This window comes from Erwinia sp. 1181_3 (genome assembly GCF_052824965.1).
The window spans coordinates 555,038-576,435 of sequence record NZ_VTDE01000003.1; the positions used below are offsets into that span (position 1 = coordinate 555,038).

The following is a 21,398-nucleotide window of genomic DNA, read 5'->3' on the forward strand; positions in this document are numbered from 1 at the left end:
TGAGACCAGGATAGTTCTCATTCAGCTTTCTGTGAGGCCGCTCCAGACTGTGCGATTACCTTTTTACAGCCCTTATTTAGAAAGAGTTCGAATGAAAATAACTCACCTCATCGGCCTGACATTGCTCACGTTGAGTGCTGCGGCAACCGTTCATGCCGAAGAAAAACGCTACATCTCCGACGAGCTGTCCACCTGGGTTCGCAGTGGCCCCGGTAATGATTACCGTCTGATCGGCACGTTAAACGCAGGCGAAGAAGTTGCCCTGCTGCAGTCGAATGATAGCAGCAACTATGGCCAAATCCGTGACAGCCAGGGCCGTACCACCTGGATCCCGCTGGCCCAGCTTAGCCAACAGCCCAGCCTGCGTACCCGCGTCCCGCAGTTGGAAGAACAGGTGAAAATGCTCACCGCTAAACTGGCGAACATCGACAGTAGCTGGAATAACCGCACCGCCGATATGCAAAAAAAGGTCGCTGGCAGCGATGACGCGATCAACAGCCTGAAAGAAGAGAATCAGCAGTTAAAAAACCAGTTGGTGGTCGCGAAGAAAAAAGTCGATGCGGCCAATGTGCAACTGGATGACAAGCAGCGCACCATCATTATGCAGTGGTTTATGTATGGTGGCGGTGTCGCGGGCGTTGGCCTGGTGCTGGGCCTGCTACTTCCTCATATGATCCCACGCCGGAAAAAAAGCGATCGCTGGATGAACTAATCCTGCACTTGTTTGCGTTAAGGGTATCTGCGGATGCCCTTTTTGCCATGTCTGCGATTTATCATTTACGCAACATGGATGTTATAGTCTGACGATTAATACTCAGTTAATTCTGATTATCAGCCTTGTGGAGACCCGCAGTGAAAACATACCTTGTCGGCGGCGCCGTGCGCGATGGACTGTTGAATTTGCCGGTGAAAGACAAAGACTGGGTGGTGGTAGGTGCCTCTCCTCAGCAGATGCTGGAGCTGGGCTTTGAGCAGGTAGGCCGCGACTTCCCGGTGTTTTTGCACCCTTCAAGCCATGAAGAGTATGCGCTGGCCCGCACCGAACGTAAATCCGGCAGCGGTTATACCGGGTTTGTCTGCTATTCCGCGCCGGATGTCACACTTGAGCAGGATCTGGCACGGCGCGATCTGACCATCAATGCCATCGCGCAGGACGCCGACGGCCACTACTATGATCCCTACGGCGGGCGTGACGATCTTGAAAACCGTTTGCTTCGCCACGTCTCTGAAGCCTTCAATGAAGATCCACTGCGTGTGCTACGCGTAGCGCGTTTTGCCGCCCGTTACGCCCATCTTAACTTCCACATTGCCAGTGAAACCCTCGCCCTGATGCAATCGATGGCAGAGAGCGGCGAACTCTCTCACCTCACGCCAGAGCGCGTCTGGAAAGAGACTGAAGCGGCCTTACAAACACGCAACCCGCAGGTCTTTTTCCAGGTACTGCGTGACTGCGGGGCACTGGCGGTGCTGTTTCCGGAGCTGGACAACCTGTACGGCGTTCCCGCCCCGGCAAAATGGCACCCCGAGATCGACACCGGCGTGCATACGCTGATGACGCTGGCGATGGCAGCCCAGCTCAGCCCGGAGGTTGATATCCGTTTCGCCACGTTATTCCACGATGTGGGCAAAGCCCTGACGCCGCCAGAAAAGTGGCCAAGCCATCACGGACATGGTCCGGCAGGCGTACCGCTGGTCGCGGCCCTGTGTGAACGCTTACGTATTCCGAATGCCCTGCGCGATCTGGCACTGCTGGTGACCGAATTTCACGACCTGGTGCATACCGTCCAGAACCAGTCAGCAACCACGCTGGTGGCGTTGTTTGACCGACTGGATGCCTGGCGCAAACCCCATCGCGTGGAGCAAATCGCACTGACCAGCGAAGCCGATGCCCGTGGGCGCACCGGATTCGAAAATAATCCGTACCCGCAGGGAGATTATCTGCGTGAGGCGTGGAAGGTCGCGTTGAGCGTGTCGACAAAAGACGTTGTCGCGGCCGGTTTCAAAGGCGCGGAGGTGCGGGAAGAACTGACGCGCCGCCGGATAGCGGCACTGGAAAACTGGAAAACCGCTTAATATTGCCAAACGTAAGGGTCAGGCAAGCCTGACCCAATGCACGTTACAGGACAAATACCGCGTAAACCGCGGCTGCCACGATAAAGCGATAGATAGCGAACGGGATAAACGAAATACGTTTGATGATGTGCAGGAAGCTCTTAATCGCGATCAACGCCACGATAAACGCGGTGACAAAACCGACGGCAAACATCGGGAAGTCAGCCATCGTCAGGAAGCCCATGCTCTTGTAGAGATCCAGACCGGTCGCGCCAATCATCATCGGCACTGCGAGGAGAAACGAGAACTCAGACGCAGCATAACGGCTTACGCCCATCAGCATCCCGCCCGAAATGGTGGCTCCGGAACGTGAAAAGCCCGGCCACAGCGCCAGACACTGGAAGCAGCCAATAATAAACGCCTGACGATAAGTAATGTCATCCACACCCACCGCTTTCGGCTGTTTTGGCTTCAGCAATTCAGCCGCAATCAACAGCACGCCACCCACCACCAACGCATACATCACGTTGACCGGGTTAAACAACGTTTTGATTTTATCATGCAGTAACAGCCCAATCACCACGGCGGGCACCATACCCAGCAGGATATGAATCAGAGTCAGCTTACCCTGGCCTGTGCCCTCATGTTTGACTTCACCAAAGTGAATGCCAATCAGGCCGAACAAACGACGCCAGAACATCACTACGACGGCCAGAATCGAGCCGAGCTGAATCACAACTTCAAAGGTCTCCGCTTTTTCGCCTTCAAACCCCAGTAAATGACCGACAATGATCATATGCCCGGTAGAAGATACGGGGAGAAACTCCGTCAGCCCCTCTACAATCCCAAGTATTGCTGCCACCCATAGCTGATGAATATCTGCCATCAAATCTACCCCTAACCCTGGTTAAACCATGAAAAATGGCGGTCGCTTTACGCTTCCGCCCAATGTGCCCCAACTGCATTAGGGCAACCTTAAGACAGAGCATAATGTGGTTTGGTTTCATCGTGATGGCAATGAAAACGGATTTATTTAGGATTAGTCCCGCGTTCGATGACCACGCCCACCTGGCGCGCCTGAGCGACAGCACCCGGTTTACTGACTTTGATTTTGACCCACGGCGAGGCGAATCGAGCCAGCAGCAGTGATGCAATCTCTTCTGCTACACGCTCTACCAACGCAAATTTACCCTGGCTGACGTGGTTAATAATCGCTTCAGATACATCGGCATAGCTCAGACAATCGTTAACATCATCACTGGCAGCCGCTTTACGGTTGTCCCATGCCATTTCGACATCGAACACCAGCTTCTGCTGAATCGTTTGTTCCCAGTCGTAAACGCCAATGGTGGTGATAACGGACAGTTGATCAATAAATACGATATCCATGATACGGCTCTCTGTTTTTGTGGTTGCCGGATACCATCCCCGGCGGTTTATGCGTATTATCCACGGATGCTGACTTTAAAACGACCCCCACAAGACGGAACGGTGTTATGAGTGTATTCGCGCTTGGCATGATCATTTTCGCGTATCTGTGTGGCTCCATCTCCAGCGCGATTTTGGTCTGTCGACTGTTCAGATTGCCGGACCCGCGCCACAATGGCTCGGGCAACCCAGGTGCCACTAACGTGCTGCGCCTCGGTGGTAAAGGTGCCGCCGCTACGGTGCTGGTGTTTGATGTATGCAAAGGGATGCTGCCGGTATGGCTGGCTTATCACCTGGGCGTGACGCCGCTTTATCTTGGTCTGACCGCGATTGCGGCCTGCCTCGGCCATATTTACCCGGTCTTCTTTCATTTCAAAGGCGGCAAAGGCGTGGCCACCGCATTTGGTGCTATCGCCCCAATCGGCTGGGATCTCACGGGTTTAATGACGGGAACCTGGCTGCTGACCGTGCTGTTAAGCGGATACTCTTCGCTGGGTGCGATTATCAGCGCACTGATTGCCCCGTTCTACGTCTGGTGGTTTAAACCGCAGTTTACTTTTCCCGTCGCCATGCTTTCCTGCCTGATCCTGTTACGTCATCACGACAATATTCAGCGCCTGTGGCGCGGGCAGGAAAATAAGATTTGGAAAAAGAAAAAGAAGAAACCGTAGGGCATCGTGCATTGATGTCGGGTTCAGGCATGCCTGAACCTGATGAGAACATTTATCCTGGGGTCAGGCGCGCCTGACCCCAATCATAATGCAGGCAGTTCCGCCAGCGGCCAGCGCGGACGCACGGTGACACTGAGATCGGCGTGTTTGTCACCTTTCATCCGCACCATCCCGGCATAAGCGATCATCGCGCCGTTGTCGGTACAGAATTCCGGACGAGCGTAGAACACCTCACCGCCCCGCTTCTCCATCATCTCCGCCAGCTTACTGCGCAGCGTGCGGTTCGCGCTGACGCCCCCGGCAATCACCAGCCGCTTGAATCCACTTTGATCGAGCGCCCGGCGGCATTTTATCGCCAGCGTATCGACCACGGCATCCTCAAAAGCACGTGCTATGTCCGCGCGGGTCTGCTCACTGTCGTCATTGTCGCGAATGGTATTCGCCGCGAAGGTTTTCAGGCCGGAAAAACTAAAATCCAGCCCTGGGCGATCGGTCATTGGACGCGGGAAGACAAAACGCTTTTCCACACCCTGTTGCGCCATTTTTGACAGCATCGGCCCGCCAGGATAGTCCAGCCCCAGCAGTTTAGCGGTTTTATCGAAGGCTTCACCGGCAGCATCATCCACTGATTCACCCAGCAGGGTATATTCACCAATGCCGGTGACGCTAATCAACTGCGTATGGCCGCCAGAAACCAGCAGCGCCACAAACGGGAAGTCCGGTGGATTATCTTCCAGCATCGGTGCCAGCAGATGCCCTTCCATGTGGTGCACGGCAATCGCCGGGACATCCCATGCAAACGCCAGCGAGCGGCCAATGGTCGCGCCGACCAGCAGTGCCCCTACCAGCCCAGGACCTGCGGTATACGCCACCGCATCGATATCCTGCGCCTGAAGCCCGGCTTCCTTCAGCGCCGCCTGTATCAGCGGCACGGTTTTACGCACGTGATCGCGCGAAGCCAGTTCCGGTACCACGCCACCGTAGTCGGCGTGGAGTTTGACCTGGCTGTAAAGTTGATTGGCGAGCAAACCGGCCGCATCGTCATAAATGGCAATGCCGGTTTCATCGCAGGATGTTTCAATTCCGAGAACACGCATGGATTTTTCACCTCATTCTTGCGGCGCGCAGTGTAGCATGAAGGCGCTTTTGCGGGCGGCAAATTTCCCGGTTAGTCGGTTACACCTTGTACAATAAGGTGTTTTTTTTCCCACCAGGGAGGTGGGTTTCGTGTATAATCAGTCCCCTGAAAAAAACCGGCAGCCGCACAGGCCTATCTGTTGGTTACTTAATGCTATGGTGCTTTACAACTAAGCCTGTGTTGGAGTAAAATTCCGCACCATTTTGAAATGAGCTGGCACCGATGTCAGCAGCAAAACCGAATTTATCGAGGTGAGAGTTACATGCCGGTAATTAAAGTACGTGAAAACGAGCCATTCGACGTTGCACTGCGTCGCTTCAAGCGTTCTTGTGAGAAAGCAGGCGTTCTGGCTGAAGTTCGTCGTCGTGAGTTTTATGAAAAACCTACTACCGAACGTAAGCGCGCTAAAGCGTCTGCAGTAAAACGCCACGCGAAGAAACTGGCTCGCGAAAACGCACGCCGCACTCGTCTGTACTAGTATCTTGAGGGTTCGCCCTCATGCTTCACAGACCAGTTAGTAGTTATCAGGCCGTGCTTCCGGAAGGAATGCGCGGCTTGTTGTCGTTTATGAACCATAAATAGAAAGCGCCAGAGTTACCCCGGTAACGCTCTGTTTTGATTCCTAAACGCCAATACAGCCAGACACCTAAAGACGCGGAAGTATTTATTTCCGATGATTTTCTGTTTCCTGGCAAGGCGGCAACGGAGTGAATCTCCGGGAGCTTACATCAGTAAGTGACCAGGGTGAACGATGGCAGCCAACACCGCCAGAAGCGGAAAGATGAAGGGTAATCCCCAATAGCTTTCTGTTTCCTGGCAAGGCGGCAACGGAGTGAATCTCCGGGAGCTTACATCAGTAAGTGGCCGGGGTGAACGATGGCAGCCAACACCGCCAGAAGCGGAAAGATGAAGGGGATTTATGGCTGGACGCATACCGCGTGTATTTATCAATGACTTGCTCGCTCGCACGGATATCGTGGATCTCATCGATGCCCGGGTGAAGCTGAAAAAGCAGGGCAAGAATTACCACGCATGCTGTCCTTTTCATAATGAGAAAACGCCCTCTTTCACCGTTAACGGCGAAAAGCAGTTTTATCACTGTTTCGGCTGTGGTGCGCATGGCAACGCTGTCGACTTCCTGATGAACTATGATCGTCTGGAATTCGTTGAAAGCATTGAAGAACTGGCGACCTTATATGGACTGGAAGTACCGTATGAAAGCGGCAGTGGTCCAACCCAGCTTGAGCGTCATCAGCGTCAAAGTCTTTATCAGTTAATGACCGGTCTGAGCGACTTCTATCGACAGTCACTGACACAAAATGCATCGGCAGGCGCACGTGACTATCTGGCACAGCGCGGCCTGAGCGATGATGTCATTAAGCACTTTTCCATCGGTTTCGCCCCGGCAGGCTGGGATAACGCGTTAAAACGTTTTGGCCGTAATCCTGACGATAAACAGTCGTTGATCGATGCTGGCATGCTGGTCACCAATGACCAGGGCCGCAGCTACGATCGCTTCCGTGAGCGGGTGATGTTTCCAATCCACGATAAACGTGGGCGAGTCATTGGTTTCGGCGGTCGCGTATTAGGCGACGGCATGCCGAAATACCTCAACTCACCGGAAACCGATATTTTCCACAAAGGTCGCCAACTTTACGGCCTGTTTGAAGCGCTAAAAAACCATCCGGAGCCGTCCAAATTACTGGTCGTTGAAGGCTATATGGATGTGGTGGCGCTGGCACAGTTTGGCGTTGATTATGCCGTGGCCTCACTCGGCACATCGACCACCGCAGAGCATATTCAGCTACTATTCCGGTCAACCGACACGGTAATTTGCTGCTATGACGGCGACAGAGCAGGCCGTGAAGCAGCATGGCGTGCGCTGGAAACGGCTTTACCTTACATGAATGACGGTCGTCAGCTACGCTTTATGTTCCTGCCTGACGGCGAAGACCCGGATACGCTGGTGCGTAAAGAGGGCAAAGAAGCATTTGAAACGCGGATGGAGCAGGCTATGCCACTCTCGTCGTTTCTGTTTGATACGTTGATGCCGCAGGTGGATTTGCGTTCCCCTGATGGGCGCGCTCAGCTGAGTACGCTGGCGCTGCCGCTGATTAGCCAGGTGCCCGGTGAAACATTGCGTATCTACCTGCGTCAGGAACTGGGTAATAAACTGGGTATCCTTGACGACAGCCAGTTGGAGAAGCTGCTGCCGAAGCAGGCGGAAAATGCGAAGCCTGTACCCCAGCCCCAGCTAAAACGCACAACCATGCGTATACTTATTGGGCTGTTGATACAGAATCCGCAGCTGGCCATCATGGTGCCCTCGCTGGATGGGCTTGAGCAGTCAGAAATACCAGGTTTCCCGCTATTCGTGGAGTTAGTGAGCACTTGCGTAGCGCAACCTGGCTTGACGACCGGACAGCTACTAGAGTTATATCGCGGAACAAAATTTAGCCAGAGCCTTGAAACCCTGGCAACCTGGAACCACATGATCGTAGATGATGAAGTGGACACCATGTTTAAGGACGCGCTGGCGAGTATGTACGACGATGCGCTGGAACGCAGGCTGGAAGAACTTATTGCCCGCGACCGCACGCACGTACTCAACGCAGAAGAGCGCCGCGAGTTCTGGACACTGAGCCAGGCACTGAAGAAACAGTAAATGAATAAGGTTTTGACCTTATTACACAGAATTTAGAGGCGTTATCGGCGCAGTCAGTTTGAACACCGCCTGCACGCAGCACCCGGAGCGTACTGAAGTACGTGAGGACTGCGAGCACAGCCGGGGTTCAAAATGGCAAGTGAGATAACCTCGACAAAGATCAAAGCGGCTTAAGTGCCGAATATCCGTCAGGTAGATCCTGACAGCCGCCATGACGGGCAGCGGCAATAATCTCAACGCCCTCACTGTTATTGTTGGCACGTTAGCCGACCCGACACCAATCTAATTTAACAGAAGTGTGGATACCGTCTTATGGAGCAAAACCCGCAGTCACAGCTTAAGCTACTTGTCACCCGTGGTAAGGAGCAAGGCTATCTGACCTATGCCGAGGTCAATGACCATCTGCCGGAAGATATCGTCGACTCCGATCAGATCGAAGACATCATCCAGATGATCAACGACATGGGCATCCAGGTTGTGGAAGAAGCGCCTGATGCCGATGATCTGATGCTGAATGAGAACAACAACGATACGGACGAAGATGCTGCTGAAGCCGCTGCTCAAGTGCTCTCCAGCGTTGAATCTGAAATCGGACGAACCACTGACCCGGTGCGCATGTACATGCGTGAAATGGGTACGGTTGAACTGCTGACGCGTGAAGGCGAGATCGACATAGCAAAACGCATCGAAGACGGTATCAACCAGGTTCAGTGTTCCGTTGCTGAATACCCTGAAGCCATCACTTATTTGCTTGAACAGTATGACCGCGTTGAAGCGGGCGAAGCACGCTTGTCCGATCTGATCACCGGCTTTGTCGACCCGAATGCCGAAGCAGAAATCGCGCCAACCGCTACCCACGTGGGTTCTGAACTCTCCGCTGAAGAGCGTGAGGAAGAAGAAGAAGATGAAGAGTCTGACGATGACAGCGCCGACGATGACAACAGCATCGACCCGGAACTGGCGCGTGAGAAATTCAACGATCTGCGCGTACAGTACGAAACCACCCGTACCGTAATTAAGGCCAAAAGCCGCAGCCACGCTGATGCTATCGCTGAAATTCAGAATCTGTCTGACGTATTTAAACAGTTCCGCCTGGTGCCGAAGCAATTCGACTTCCTGGTGAACAGCATGCGTACCATGATGGACCGCGTTCGTACCCAGGAACGCCTCATCCTGAAGCTGTGTGTTGAAATCTGTAAAATGCCGAAGAAGAACTTCATCACCCTGTTCACCGGCAATGAAACCAGCGAAACCTGGTTCAAAGCCGCACTGGCGATGAACAAACCGTGGTCAGAGAAACTGAATGATGTATCCGATGATGTGCATCGCAGCCTGACGAAACTGCAACAGATTGAAGCAGAAACGGGCCTGACGATTGAACAGGTTAAAGACATCAACCGTCGTATGTCCATCGGTGAAGCGAAAGCGCGCCGTGCGAAGAAAGAGATGGTTGAAGCGAACTTGCGTCTGGTTATCTCTATCGCCAAGAAGTACACCAACCGTGGTCTGCAGTTCCTGGATCTGATTCAGGAAGGCAACATCGGTCTGATGAAAGCGGTAGATAAGTTTGAATACCGTCGTGGTTATAAGTTCTCGACTTATGCCACCTGGTGGATCCGTCAGGCGATCACCCGCTCTATCGCGGACCAGGCACGTACCATCCGTATTCCGGTGCATATGATTGAGACCATTAACAAACTCAACCGTATTTCGCGCCAGATGCTGCAAGAGATGGGCCGTGAACCTACGCCGGAAGAACTGGCCGAGCGTATGCTGATGCCAGAAGATAAAATCCGTAAGGTGCTGAAAATTGCTAAAGAGCCGATCTCCATGGAGACGCCGATTGGTGATGATGAAGATTCCCATCTGGGTGATTTTATCGAAGATACCACGCTGGAGCTGCCGCTGGACTCTGCCACCTCAGAGAGCCTGCGTTCTGCCACCCATGACGTGCTGGCCGGTCTGACCGCGCGTGAAGCGAAAGTACTGCGTATGCGTTTTGGTATCGATATGAATACCGACCACACGCTGGAAGAAGTGGGCAAACAGTTTGACGTGACACGTGAACGTATCCGTCAGATTGAAGCGAAAGCGCTGCGTAAGCTGCGTCATCCAAGCCGTTCTGAAGTACTGCGCAGCTTCCTCGACGATTAATCGACGCGGTGCTCAAAGATGGCTCCTCTCTGAGGGGCCATTTTTTTTACCTGTTATCCAGACCGCTCTACAAGCCGCGTAATTTCAATGCCCTGTCCAGCTCCGCATAAGCCGCGGTCATCTCTTCCTGTGAAGCGCGATTCAGCCCACTGGGGTTGGGTAACACCCAGACCTCCGTCTCACCCAGCATCAGCGGTTGGCGGCCCCACTCCACCTTACTGTGACGAAACGCCTGCTGATAAGCCTGCTTGCCCAGTACCGCCAGCGCCGCGGGCTGAAAGCGTTCAACCTTGTCCACCAGCGCCTGCCCGCCACTCCGTAACTCACTGCCTGCCAGCTCACTGGCCAGCACGGTGGGCCGTTCAACCAGCATGGTGATGCCACAGCGCGTTTCCAGCAGTTGCTGTTCCTGCTCAGGACGAAGCTGCGTCCAGGTGAATCGGGCCTGAAAAAGGGTTTTCCAGAAGCGGTTACCCGGATGAGCAAAATGATAGCCAGTATGCGCGGATGATTTGCCCGGATTGATGCCACAAAACAGCACCCGCAGGCCGGGCTGAATAATATCGCTAATGCCGTGTGCTTCCATGGTGAGATTCCTCCTTATAAAACAGGCCTCCGCAAACGCGGAAGCCCACACAGACCTTAAATCGCCGCGATCACAGCCGCAGTGATCGCTTCGGTTTTCATCACGCCATTAACGTGCTGCTGCGCGGTAACCTGCTCAACCGCACGGAGAATAGCATCGGCAGCAGCCGTCTCCCCCAGATGTTCCAGCATCATCGCCGCCGACCAGATCGCCGCGATCGGATTCGCAATCCCCTGCCCGGCAATATCGGGCGCAGAACCGTGCACCGGTTCAAACATCGATGGCACCGTGGGATCGGGATTCAGGTTCGCAGAAGCCGCATACCCCAGCCCGCCCTGAATGGCTGCACCCAGGTCAGTCAAAATATCGCCAAACAGATTAGAGGCCACAATCACATCAAGCGTTTCCGGGTTCATCACCATACGCGCCGCAATCGCATCAATATGATAACGATTCACCGTCACATCCGGGTAATCACGGGCAATCTCTTCAGTGACTTCATCCCACATCACCATGGTGTATTTCTGTGCGTTCGATTTGGTCACGGATGCGAGGCGCTTGCTGCGTTTTTGCGCCATCTCAAAACCAAAGCGCAGAATTCGCTCCACACCCCGTCGGGTAAAGATAGAAGTTTCCACCGCCACTTCGGCAGGTGTCCCCTGATGGATGCGCCCGCCAGCCCCACTGTACTCACCTTCCGTGTTTTCACGGATGCAGAGAATATCAAACTCACTCTTACGCAGTGGGCCTTCTACCCCCGCCAGCAGGCGGTGCGGGCGGACGTTAGCATAGAGATCAAACTGTTTGCGGATGGGCAGCAGCAGGCCATGCAGTGACACATTGTCTGCCACTTTCTCTGGCCAGCCTACCGCGCCCAGCAAGACAGCATCAAACTGGCTCAGCGTTTCAATGCCATTCTTCGGCATCATCTCACCGTGCTCAAGGTAGTACTCACAGGACCACGGAAACCACTCGCCGCTCAGGGAAAAATCAAATCGGCCTGCGCTATGTTCCAGCACCTGCCAGGCAGCTTTCGTTACATCCACGCCAATACCGTCACCGGGGATCACGGCCACTTGATAGCTTTTCATGACTCTCCTTGGATTAATAAGATAACCATCAGAATGACATCTTCGCCCAGGTGGCTAAATTGTGCTGCTTTTTTCGGGTCGCCCGGCGGCAGATGCTGCCGAATACGCAGGCTGAGCCTGTGCGGCATTTTACAGGGCAGAGAAATTACATCACCTGCTGTATCGCCCAGATGGCCAGCGCATGATCTTCATGAGAAGGCAGCCCGCTGACGGTCACCGCGCCAATCACTCCCCCGTTCCCCAGCAACAGTGGGAAGCTGCCACCGCTGTCGGTATAACGCTGTTGATCGAGGAATTTCATCTCAGACATCGGCGTCCCCTGGGCTTTATTCAGCTCCTGAGCGTAGAGTGAAGAGTGTGCATTGCGCAGTACGGTGTGGCGCTTACGGGCGATCCATTCCAGGTTCTCCGAGCTTGAACCACTGAGTGCGGTACTGAACAGCACCTGACCAAAGGCATACACTTCAATCGCAACCGGCATCTTTTCCGCTACGGCACGTTCACGCAGCAGGCTGCCAATTTTCCATGCGCTATCGAAATCAAACTGATTGACGCGTACGGTCGCTTCCTGCTCTAGCAGGGTTTCAAGGCTGGGAATCGCTGACATGGGTCTCTCCGGCAAAGGGTAATCAATCTGCCTTGCAGGGTAAATGACATTAACTTTTCATTAAATCAAAAAAGGAAATAAAAATTTTATTTGGGAGGGAGATCAAAAATTGAGATGCAACTGAGAGTAACAACGGGTCGCAGGCGACCCGTTGTCCGTATCAGCGAAAGACGCTGACGGCTTCAACCAGACGCTCGGCCTGATGCTTCATGCGTTGTGCGGCAAGCGCACCTTCACTGACCAGCGCGCTGTTATCATGCGTCAGGCGATCGAGTGCTTCTACCGCCTGGCCCACTTCACCCAGCCCGGTCCCTTGCTCGGCGGTGGCAACGCTAATCTGCTGCAACAGTTCAGTGACGTTCTGCACTTTTTCGACGATATCCCCAATGGCTTTCCCGGCTTCATGCACCTGTCCGGCACCGGATTGTACTTTCAGGTTACTGGCGGCAATCAGGTGGCGTATCTCGCTGGCAGCACCGGCGCTACGCTGAGCAAGATTTCGCACTTCGCCTGCCACCACGGCAAAGCCTTTGCCCTGCTCACCGGCGCGCGCTGCTTCCACTGCCGCATTCAACGCCAGAATGTTGGTCTGGAAAGCAATGCTGTCGATCAGGCCGGTAATGGTGGCAATCTGCCGTGAACTCTCGGCGATTTCGTCCATCGTCACCACCACATTTTGCATCACTTCACCGCCTTTGACGGCGGCACTGCTGGCGGTACGTGAGAACTGATTCGCCTGCTCGGTGCTCTCGCCGTTGCGCTGCACCGTGCTGGTCATCTGATTCATGGTGCTGGCCGTCTGCTGGACGCTGGCCGCCGTCTGCTCGGTGTGGCTGCTGATTTTGTCATTACCGCGTGCCAGTTCATCGCTGGCCCGGTGAACATCCAGCACCTGATCGCTGACGTCGTTTAATAACCAGCGGAACATCAGCCCCAACTGGCCGACCGCGCGTAGCGTGGTGCCAATCTCATCCACCCGATCGAGGTGGTTAACATGCGGGTTGGCCCCGGTCGCCACATTCAGCGCCTGACGACATACGGCGGCCAGTGGCCGGGCAATCTGACGTTGCAGCCAGGTATCCACCAGCAGCGCCATTAACGCTGAGAACAGGGTAAATCCGCCCAGCGCGGCCCCGCTTAATCCCGACACAAACGCTGCGGCCACCAGCGGCAGCCACAATGCCAGCACCGCACCGCGGATGCGCCAGCGCAGTGACATCGTTTTCAGTAGAGTCAGCCCGCTCAGCCAGCCCGTACGCACCAACAGCCCACGATGCAAACGCCAGCCCTTCATCCGCCCCTGATTCATTTTCTGATACAGCGCCTCAGCCGCGCGCACCTCTTCCGCTGAAGGCTTAATGCGCACAGACATATGCCCCTGAATTTCACCGTTGCGGATCACCGGCACCACATTGGCACGCACCCAGTAATGGTCACCGTTTTTACGTCGGTTCTTCACCAGTCCGGTCCAGGGCAGTCCCTGTTTCAGGGTGGCCCACATATCGGCAAATGCGGCTTGTGGCATATCAGGGTGACGAACGAGGTTATGGGGCTGGCCGTCGATTTCACTGCGGTCATAGCCACTCACCTCAATAAACGCGCTGTTGGCGTAGGTGATATAGCTAGCGGCATCGGTGGTGGTCATCAGGGTGGTATCGTCGTCGAGCAGGTATTCCTGCTGAGTCACGGGCTGGTGGGTGTGCATTATAACGACCTTGTTATGGTTGTATGAATTTTGCAGGTATTTAAGGAGGGGTTGTCGGCAGGATGTAACTAAAGCTTTAACAATTTTCATCTGATTTGTGCGACAGCACACAACTGTCGCATCATTTCACGGACGGGCAAACGCTTCACGCAACCAGTGGATAAATCCGCTAACCGCGCGCGGGACCTGTGCTGACCATGGGCGTACCACATACAGCATATCGGCAAAGGCACCCACGGCCTGCCACTGGGGCAGTAATTGCACCAAAGAGCCATCCTTTAGCGCCGCTTGAGCACTGAAGTCCGGCAGCAGCGCAACCCCCAGGCCTTCAAGGGCAGCATCGCGGATCGATTCACTGTTATTGGTGGCAAATGGCCCGCTGACATTCACCGCGATACGCTCACCGCCCGTCAGCGGCTGGAAACTCCAGCGCGGCGGTTCCACCCCGCGTGGATAGTAGAGGCACAGATGGTCACTCAGCGCCTGCGGACTGGCAGGATGACCGTAACGGGCAAGGTACGCCGGTGATGCCACCACGACGGCGTGAGTGTGGCACAGCGGCAGCGCCACATGGGTTTCCGGCAGGCTGTTACTGTGGCGGATGGCGAGATCAAACCCCTCACTTGCCAGCGACACCAGGCGGTCGGACACCTCCAGCTGCACACGCACCTGGGGATGCTCGCGCAGAAACGCGGTGATATGCGGCACCAGCTGCTGGCGCGCAAACGCCACGGGCGCCGTCACCCGCACCAGCCCGCGCAGGGGGCCGGCAGAATCGCGCACGCTGAAAAAGCTCTGTTCAATCTGGGCAAACGGCGCACGCAGATCGTCCACCAGTTTCTCTCCGGCGCTGGTCAGTCTTACGCTGCGTGTGGTGCGCGTCACCAGCGGCACCCCGGCCAGCTGCTCCAGCTCTTTGATCTTCTGCGACATCGCCGCCTTGCTCACTTCAAGCCGTTCAGCCGCCGCGGTAAAACTGCCCTGCTCGGCCAGCACCGTCAGCCAGTGCAGGTGATTCCATAACGCATCGGTCTTCAGCTCTTTCATGGTTATTGTTCACTATAGTAAATAATCAATTCAAGTATAGCGGTTTTTCCCAACGGAGATTGCGGGTAAATTGGTTTCCAGAGACAGATGCGGAGTCACCGCCGTCAGCCCATTTTCAGCAATGAATTCACTAACAATGTCGAGGTTTCCATGCCGTTACTGCAATTTGATGTCATTCAGGGTCGTTCAGAATCAGAGCTGAAAACACTGCTGGATGCTGCGCACCGTGCAGTCCTGGCGGCCTTTAACGTCCCCGAGCGCGATCGCTACCAGATTGTTCACGAAAACAAAGGTTATCAGATGGTATTTGAGGATACCGGCCTCGGGCTTCAGCGTACCGATAATCTGGTAATGGTGCGGGTTTTTACCAGCCCACGCAGCAGCGAGCAAAAACAGTTCTTTATGGCTGAGCTGTGCCGGGAGTTAAAAGAGAGCTGCGGCATTCTGCCTTCGGACGTGATGATCACCTTTATGACCAATGACAAAGGTGACTGGAGCTTCGGAAACGGCGAGGCACAATATTTGACGGGTGCGCTGTAAGGCACGTCAGACTGGCAGCAGCTCGTAGCGTTTTTTATACTCTCGCGGGCTGACACCGACATGCTGACGAAAGATGCGGGAAAAATAGAGCGCATCGTCATATCCCACCGTCAGGGCCACCTGGGCAATACTGAGATGGGTCGACTGCAAAAGATTACTGGCGCGGATGACCCTTTGTTGTTCACGCCAGGCAAAGATCGTCATCTTCATTTCACGTTTAAACAGATGGGCGACGCGCGACGGTGAAAGAAAGACCTGACGGGCCAGTTGCTCAATGGTCAGATCCTCAGCCAGGTGGTCGTTAAGATACTGGCACAGCGTACTAATACGCGGCTCAATGGTCTGATGGCTGCACAACGGTTGCCGCTGAAAACAGTCAATAATCAAGCGTTCCAGGGCATTCATCGCCAGTGCTTCCGCCAGCAAACCACTACGGCCATTCTGCTGAATCACTTCAAGGAACAGTCGCTGCGCCTGTTCACTCGGCTGGCCGAGTGGCAGGGAGGTGATGCCGATGCCATTGATCACCTGATCCCAGCGCAACCAGTCAAGCCAGTATGGCCGTGGCAGAAAGTAGATCCACAGATGATCCCAATGTTCATGATGTTCGGCGCGGCCATAATGATGCGCCACGCCGGGAGGAAACAGGAAAAGATCGTTCTCCCGGCTGGCAATATCGCGGCATCCGGCCCGAATGCGTCCCTCACCGCGCAGGGTCAGATGCAGGATATAGCCCTTCATGCCCTCCGGACGATTAATGTAGTAATCCAGTTTGCTGCCACGTGAAATGGGGGTAAAACCGGCCACCAGCCAGGCGCTGAAGGTAAAACTTTTCATCAAGGGTGAGTCATTCACCATATCCTGCTGATTGAGTTCCATAATTCTGCTCTGTTCACCGGTTACCCCACTGTCTCAGTCTCCCGGCGTAAATTGATAAATATGCACGCCCCAGGGATCGAGGCAAACCTCGGTTCCCGCGTTCACACGACCTCCGTGAAGCACGTCCTCTGCCGCCTGAGGCAGACTAAAGCGTATCGCCGTCGCTGAATAATTAAAACAGAACATCAGCGGGTTACCCGCTTTATTGATCGTTTTACGGGTAATCAGTGGGAACGTATACCCGACTGTTTCACCACTCAACCGCTGGACCAGGCGGGCAATCAGGGATTGCCCCGCAAGGAAGCCCAGATAGATCGCCCTGCCCGCACCATAGTCGGCTTCGGTGATCGCCGCATAGTCACCCCACGCCGGATGCTGATAGCGCGCCAGTACCTGCACACGCGGATCGTTATCCGGTGTCAACAGCTCCATCCACAGCTCTACCGGCTCATCCTGATCCAGTTGCAGATCGGAACAGCTGTTCAGTGTCACCTGCTGTGGCAGGGCGAACTGGCTGTAGCTGACGCGGCAGCTCTGGTTAAGAATCCCGGGCTGACGCTCTGTCCGCACTTTAACATGCTGATCGCTGAAGCCACTTTTGAAACCAATTAAGGCCTGACCGCCCGCCTCAATATAGCGGTTAATTCGCATCAACAGCGCATCATCGGCAGCATACAACGCAGGCACCACAATCACCCGGTAGCGTGCGCTCTCCACATCAACATCGTTGATAATGTCCACGCCAATATTCGCGTCGTAGAGTGCATCATAGAAACGGCGGAAAATATCGTTATAGACATTGGTCTGCGCATCTCCCGGCTTAAACCAGTTAAAGGCTTCCATCGCGGTATTGCTGACTAAAATCGCCACATCGTTTTCACAGCGCAGGGAATCCAGCGTGGCGGACAGACGGGCAAAATCAGCGCCAATCGTTTTAGCTTCAAGATAGGTGGGATTTGCTGAAAAATCATGACTTAACAGCCCTTTCCAGTATGTCTCAAACGAATTATGGATCGAATGCCAGTGCCAGTACGACACCATTTTGGCCCCGGAGGCAATATGGCTGAAGGCCTGCAAACGCAGCTGGCCGGGATACGGCGTCCACTGGGCGAAGCCCTGCGCCTGGGTTTCCAGCACCAGATAATTTGCCCCCTGCTTTAGCCCGCGCGTCACATCCCCACCAAAGGCAATCTCCCGCCCGGTCAGCTGTTGCTGGGAGGGATGGTAGATATCCACCCCGGCAATCGTGAGTGCTTCGGCCGCAGCAAAATGATCCACACGTGGCTGGATACCGTACGAGTAACCGCGCCACTCAAAATCAAAGTTATGAGTGATAAACTGCTCTGGCTGCTTATATTCGGCGACAATCCGGCTTTGCCAGGCGAGATAATCGGTCACTTTCTGACGCTGGAACGCAGCAAAGGCACTGCCCAGGCTGGCATTGATCGTACTCTCTGGCGGCGGGAAATCCTGCCAGTTATCAATGCGATTACTCCAGTAGTCCAGCCCGAAGTCGACATTCATCTGACGGATATCGGGGTAACGCCGTTGCAGGCTGTGAATAAACTGCTGCCGCATCTCCGGCCCGACGTTATCGTAGTGTTTGGTTTCGTTATCCAGCTGGTAGCCAATAATCGCCGGATGGTGCTGCACATGGTCCAGCAGCACACGGATGATGTTTTCGGCGTAACTCAGAAAAACCGGGCTGACAATATCCATAATCTGGCGACGACCATACTTCTGCTGCCCGGAAACCGTGGTAACCATCACCTCCGGGTGTTTTTTCGCCAGCCAGGCAGGAATGGCGTAAGTCGGGGTGCCGATAATCACATGGATGCCTGCGTGCTGCATGGCATCCAGCACGCGATCAATATGCCTGAAGTTGTACTCCCCTTCCTGCGGCTCCAGCGTACTCCATGTCGATTCCGCGATACGCACCACATTGATTCCGGCATCAAGCATCATGGCGATATCTTTTTCCAGCCGCTCCTCCGGCATATATTCGTCGTAGTAAGCCACTCCGTAATAGAGTTGCGACATTTTCTCCCCCTTATTCAGTAATAATATGATTGCGGCGGGCAAACAAACGCGTGCCTTCCAGCGTGAAGAATGAAATAGCGGTAAACACCAGTGCAACGCTGCCAAGAATGATATAGCTATCAGCAAAGCCCATATTTTTGTACATATGACCAATACCGCTGGAGAGGAAAATTTCACTGAAGCGTTTAGAGAACTGGAACCCAATCAGATAAACCGTGGCAGATAACCAGGGATTAAAGTTGGCGATGATATATTTTAATCCCGCGACCAAAAATACCGAACTTTCGAAACCATGCAGCATTTTCACTGCGCTAATGGATACCGGTCCGACAGCATAAGCGGAACCAATAATACGCAGACTCATAATCAGACCACAGTAAATCAGTGCATTTTTAGGGCCTATTTTATTGACGAACCAGGGCGCAAAGAACATCACCACGGCATCGAGAAATATCTGCGCGGTGTACAGATAGCCAAATACTTCAGCGCCGCGCGCTTTAGACGAGAAAAAATGGCTGTAGTAGATGGCAAACTGCTGGTCGTAGGTCTCATACACGGCGCCCACGCCCACCATATAGAGGCAGAAAAACCAGAACTTACGCAGTTTTAGCAGGTTACGAACATCCTGCAACGTCACCGGTGTGCGGGGGGCGACAGCAGCGCTGGCAACGGCAGCCACCTTCGGATCGGTTTTCCAGACAATCAGCATCAGGGCAATCCCCCCTGCGCTGGCCATCCAGAAAATATAATCCTGGTTAATCCCGTACAGCTCGCCCGCCAGGAACGTCCCAATCGCAGCACCAATTCCGCCAAACATCCGGGCGCGGCCAAACTCAAAGCCGGTCATACGGCTGACTTTATCAATATAGGCTTCGCATACCCCACACCCCGCACCAAATGCCAGGCCGATATACACACCCCCGGCAAATGCACCGAGGATCACATTATATTTTAACAGTGGAGCAAAGACCCAAATCCAGTAAGGAGCAAAAATCGTAATAATGATCGCCAGCATCCACATCAGATGCTTACGAAATACCAGACGATCGGCAACAAAACCAAACAGGGGTTGTACGCAGACAGAAACAATAGCGGTAAAAGAATAAACCAGCCCCACATCTGCATAATCAATGCCGATGGTATCGGTCAGCCACAATGAAAGATACGGATAACAACTGCCCCAGCCAATAAAGAAAAACAAAAAAAACAGGCAACACATCAAATAATTTTTTTCAATCTTAAACATGATGCACCTCTTCCATATGACGGCCTGATTACCGTTATGAGATGCGCTAACTTAACGCCAATTAATTCGACAAAGCAGGAGTGACACGCTGGCAACATAGAAAAATCTGCTGCTACCGAAAGGTTTGTGAGGTAACTCACGCCGGGGAGAGGAAAAACGCGTGGGAAAGCACACTGACGCCCCGGCTAATGCCAGAGCGCCAGTAAAGACTTAGAAGTCGTAACGCAGACGGACCAGGTTCATATCACCCAGATCGTCGGTGCTGGAGGTAAACACGTGTTCATAATCAACACGGAAACCGTAATCCAGTTTAAAGGTCACCCCCACGCCGTTATCAATGCGCTGGTAATCACGCCCGGTGACATACTGCAGACGGTCGCCCATCACGTACGGCATCACAGACTTCAGGCCATAAGCGCCGACCGGCACGGTATAACCGGCGAGGTATTCCACCCCCCACGCGTTACCCGAGAAGTAGTTATTCACATCGGCTTTTTTGGTGGTGAGGAAGTTATCGTACCAGCCGCCACCGACGGTGAAGGTCCAGTTATCCGGCTGCCAGCTCAGCGCAGTACCTACGATGTTCTGATCGTACGTCTTCTCATCACTGTTGCCCGGATTGCGCATTTCGGCACGGGTGTAGTTCCATGCGGTGCCCCACGTCAGGTCTTTGGTGATGTGGTAATCCACACCCAGTGAGCCACCGCCTTCACGCTTGTAACGCAGGCCGTTGCCTGGCAGATAGTCGCTGTCAGAGAACAGGTAAGAGGCATAGACATCGGCATCGCCAAAGGTGTTTTTATATTTCAGCATTTTGCGTGAGCGGTAAGAACCGTCGTAATCGCCGTTAATGCCGTTACCCGGTGCCTGGCCTACCATGTCGTAATCCCAGATATCAGTTTTGGCACCCACCACATCGTAATAAACGCTATTCTGCTGGCCGAAGGTCAACTGGCCCCAGGTATTACTTTTCAGGCCGGTATATAACATACGGCGCGAGGTATTATTTGCCCCCTCGGCATGATGATTATCCCAACCAACCAGCGCCGGAATATTGACACCCAGTTCGTAATAACTGATCCAGCTAATGTCATCAAACAGATAATAATCAGCGGCGAAGCGGAAACGGGTACCGCCATCAAAACCATTTCTTTTATAGGAACCTTTATCACCATCGCCGGTCATATTATTGAACTGAGGACGAATGCTGCCGCCCACGGTAAAATTCAGACGGCTTAAGGGGTCACCGGCCTGAGGGTCCTGCTTCAGTACGGTAATCTCAGCCTGGGCAGCAAATGAAGCACTGCCGACAATCAGCCCCAGACCAATGGCCTGAGTTAAAATGCGCATCTTTGTTAACATTTTTTATTCCTGCGTAATATAGTCAAATAAATAGCACAAAAATAGTAGCCTGAACCGAATTGAAAAAGACTCATCTGCTGTACTGTTTTGTGCTGTTTACGCCGAAAATAAATTAAGCAAACATTTCAAAGGGTAACTTTAGTCATATAATTAATCATATTGTGCTTTATTTTTGTTATTTTTATAA

General features: G+C 53.7%; 19 protein-coding genes. 7 read left to right on the forward strand and 12 right to left on the reverse strand.

Going from position 1 to position 21,398, the window contains the following annotated elements:
- Nucleotides 1-91 precede the first annotated feature (91 nt).
- Both FY046_RS11020 and FY046_RS11025 read left to right on the forward strand, forming a co-directional pair.
- On the forward strand, nt 92-712 hold the full coding sequence (locus FY046_RS11020; protein WP_133843867.1) for a TIGR04211 family SH3 domain-containing protein: 621 nt from the start codon (nt 92-94) through the stop codon (nt 710-712).
- A gap of 140 nt (nt 713-852) precedes the next feature.
- On the forward strand, nt 853-2,073 hold the full coding sequence (locus tag FY046_RS11025; protein ID WP_159337351.1) for a multifunctional CCA addition/repair protein: 1,221 nt from the start codon (nt 853-855) through the stop codon (nt 2,071-2,073).
- A gap of 43 nt (nt 2,074-2,116) precedes the next feature.
- Here FY046_RS11025 and bacA read toward each other — a convergent pair whose 3' ends face one another.
- Both bacA and folB read right to left on the reverse strand, forming a co-directional pair.
- Nucleotides 2,117-2,938 carry an undecaprenyl-diphosphate phosphatase gene (gene bacA / locus FY046_RS11030; protein ID WP_133843872.1) on the reverse strand — a complete coding sequence of 274 codons (822 nt, stop codon included), beginning with the start codon at nt 2,936-2,938 and terminating at the stop codon, nt 2,117-2,119.
- A gap of 143 nt (nt 2,939-3,081) precedes the next feature.
- Nucleotides 3,082-3,441: a bifunctional dihydroneopterin aldolase/7,8-dihydroneopterin epimerase gene (gene folB, locus FY046_RS11035; protein ID WP_133843874.1), complete on the reverse strand. Its 360-nt coding sequence runs from the start codon at nt 3,439-3,441 to the stop codon at nt 3,082-3,084.
- Between the two features lie 107 nt (nt 3,442-3,548).
- Here folB and plsY point away from each other — a divergent pair, with 107 nt between their 5' ends.
- Nucleotides 3,549-4,151, forward strand: coding sequence for a glycerol-3-phosphate 1-O-acyltransferase PlsY (gene plsY / locus FY046_RS11040; protein WP_159337350.1), 603 nt, complete (start codon nt 3,549-3,551; stop codon nt 4,149-4,151).
- A gap of 83 nt (nt 4,152-4,234) precedes the next feature.
- Here plsY and tsaD read toward each other — a convergent pair whose 3' ends face one another.
- A complete protein-coding gene (gene tsaD / locus FY046_RS11045; protein ID WP_133843878.1) occupies nt 4,235-5,248 on the reverse strand; it encodes a tRNA (adenosine(37)-N6)-threonylcarbamoyltransferase complex transferase subunit TsaD in 1,014 nt (337 codons plus the stop codon).
- Nucleotides 5,249-5,551: 303 nt separating this feature from the next.
- On the opposite strand from tsaD, the gene rpsU reads away from it, so the two are divergent.
- The 3 genes from rpsU (at nt 5,552) to rpoD (ending at nt 10,108) form a co-directional block, all read left to right on the forward strand.
- Nucleotides 5,552-5,767, forward strand: coding sequence for a 30S ribosomal protein S21 (gene rpsU / locus FY046_RS11050; RefSeq protein ID WP_001144069.1), 216 nt, complete (start codon nt 5,552-5,554; stop codon nt 5,765-5,767).
- Nucleotides 5,768-6,208: 441 nt separating this feature from the next.
- Entirely contained in the window at nt 6,209-7,954 is a 1,746-nt protein-coding gene (dnaG, locus tag FY046_RS11055; protein WP_133843880.1) for a DNA primase, read from the forward strand.
- Between the two features lie 312 nt (nt 7,955-8,266).
- Complete coding sequence (gene rpoD / locus FY046_RS11060) at nt 8,267-10,108, forward strand: RNA polymerase sigma factor RpoD (RefSeq protein ID WP_133843882.1); 1,842 nt, start codon at nt 8,267-8,269, stop codon at nt 10,106-10,108.
- 67 nt (nt 10,109-10,175) lie between these two features.
- Here the strand turns inward: rpoD and mug are convergent, their stop codons facing one another.
- From mug to FY046_RS11085, 5 genes are all read right to left on the reverse strand, one after another.
- Nucleotides 10,176-10,694, reverse strand: a complete 519-nt coding sequence (mug, locus tag FY046_RS11065; protein ID WP_133843884.1) for a G/U mismatch-specific DNA glycosylase — start codon at nt 10,692-10,694, stop codon at nt 10,176-10,178.
- Between the two features lie 56 nt (nt 10,695-10,750).
- Complete coding sequence (locus FY046_RS11070) at nt 10,751-11,785, reverse strand: tartrate dehydrogenase (RefSeq protein WP_159337348.1); 1,035 nt, start codon at nt 11,783-11,785, stop codon at nt 10,751-10,753.
- 145 nt (nt 11,786-11,930) lie between these two features.
- Complete coding sequence (locus FY046_RS11075) at nt 11,931-12,392, reverse strand: heme-degrading domain-containing protein (RefSeq protein ID WP_133843888.1); 462 nt, start codon at nt 12,390-12,392, stop codon at nt 11,931-11,933.
- 160 nt (nt 12,393-12,552) lie between these two features.
- A complete protein-coding gene (locus tag FY046_RS11080; RefSeq protein ID WP_133843890.1) occupies nt 12,553-14,097 on the reverse strand; it encodes a methyl-accepting chemotaxis protein in 1,545 nt (514 codons plus the stop codon).
- A gap of 126 nt (nt 14,098-14,223) precedes the next feature.
- On the reverse strand, nt 14,224-15,144 hold the full coding sequence (locus FY046_RS11085) for a LysR family transcriptional regulator (RefSeq protein WP_167863417.1): 921 nt from the start codon (nt 15,142-15,144) through the stop codon (nt 14,224-14,226).
- 150 nt (nt 15,145-15,294) lie between these two features.
- On the opposite strand from FY046_RS11085, the gene FY046_RS11090 reads away from it, so the two are divergent.
- Entirely contained in the window at nt 15,295-15,684 is a 390-nt protein-coding gene (locus tag FY046_RS11090) for a tautomerase family protein (RefSeq protein ID WP_133843894.1), read from the forward strand.
- A 6-nt stretch (nt 15,685-15,690) separates the two neighbouring features.
- Here FY046_RS11090 and araC read toward each other — a convergent pair whose 3' ends face one another.
- From araC to FY046_RS11110, 4 genes are all read right to left on the reverse strand, one after another.
- Nucleotides 15,691-16,563, reverse strand: a complete 873-nt coding sequence (gene araC / locus FY046_RS11095; protein ID WP_167863416.1) for an arabinose operon transcriptional regulator AraC — start codon at nt 16,561-16,563, stop codon at nt 15,691-15,693.
- A 33-nt stretch (nt 16,564-16,596) separates the two neighbouring features.
- A complete protein-coding gene (locus FY046_RS11100) occupies nt 16,597-18,603 on the reverse strand; it encodes a beta-galactosidase (protein WP_159337347.1) in 2,007 nt (668 codons plus the stop codon).
- Between the two features lie 10 nt (nt 18,604-18,613).
- Nucleotides 18,614-19,849 (reverse strand): oligosaccharide MFS transporter, encoded by a 1,236-nt coding sequence (locus tag FY046_RS11105; RefSeq protein WP_133843900.1) that lies wholly within the window; start codon nt 19,847-19,849, stop codon nt 18,614-18,616.
- A gap of 210 nt (nt 19,850-20,059) precedes the next feature.
- Nucleotides 20,060-21,211 (reverse strand): porin, encoded by a 1,152-nt coding sequence (locus FY046_RS11110; RefSeq protein ID WP_159337346.1) that lies wholly within the window; start codon nt 21,209-21,211, stop codon nt 20,060-20,062.
- Nucleotides 21,212-21,398 lie beyond the last annotated feature (187 nt).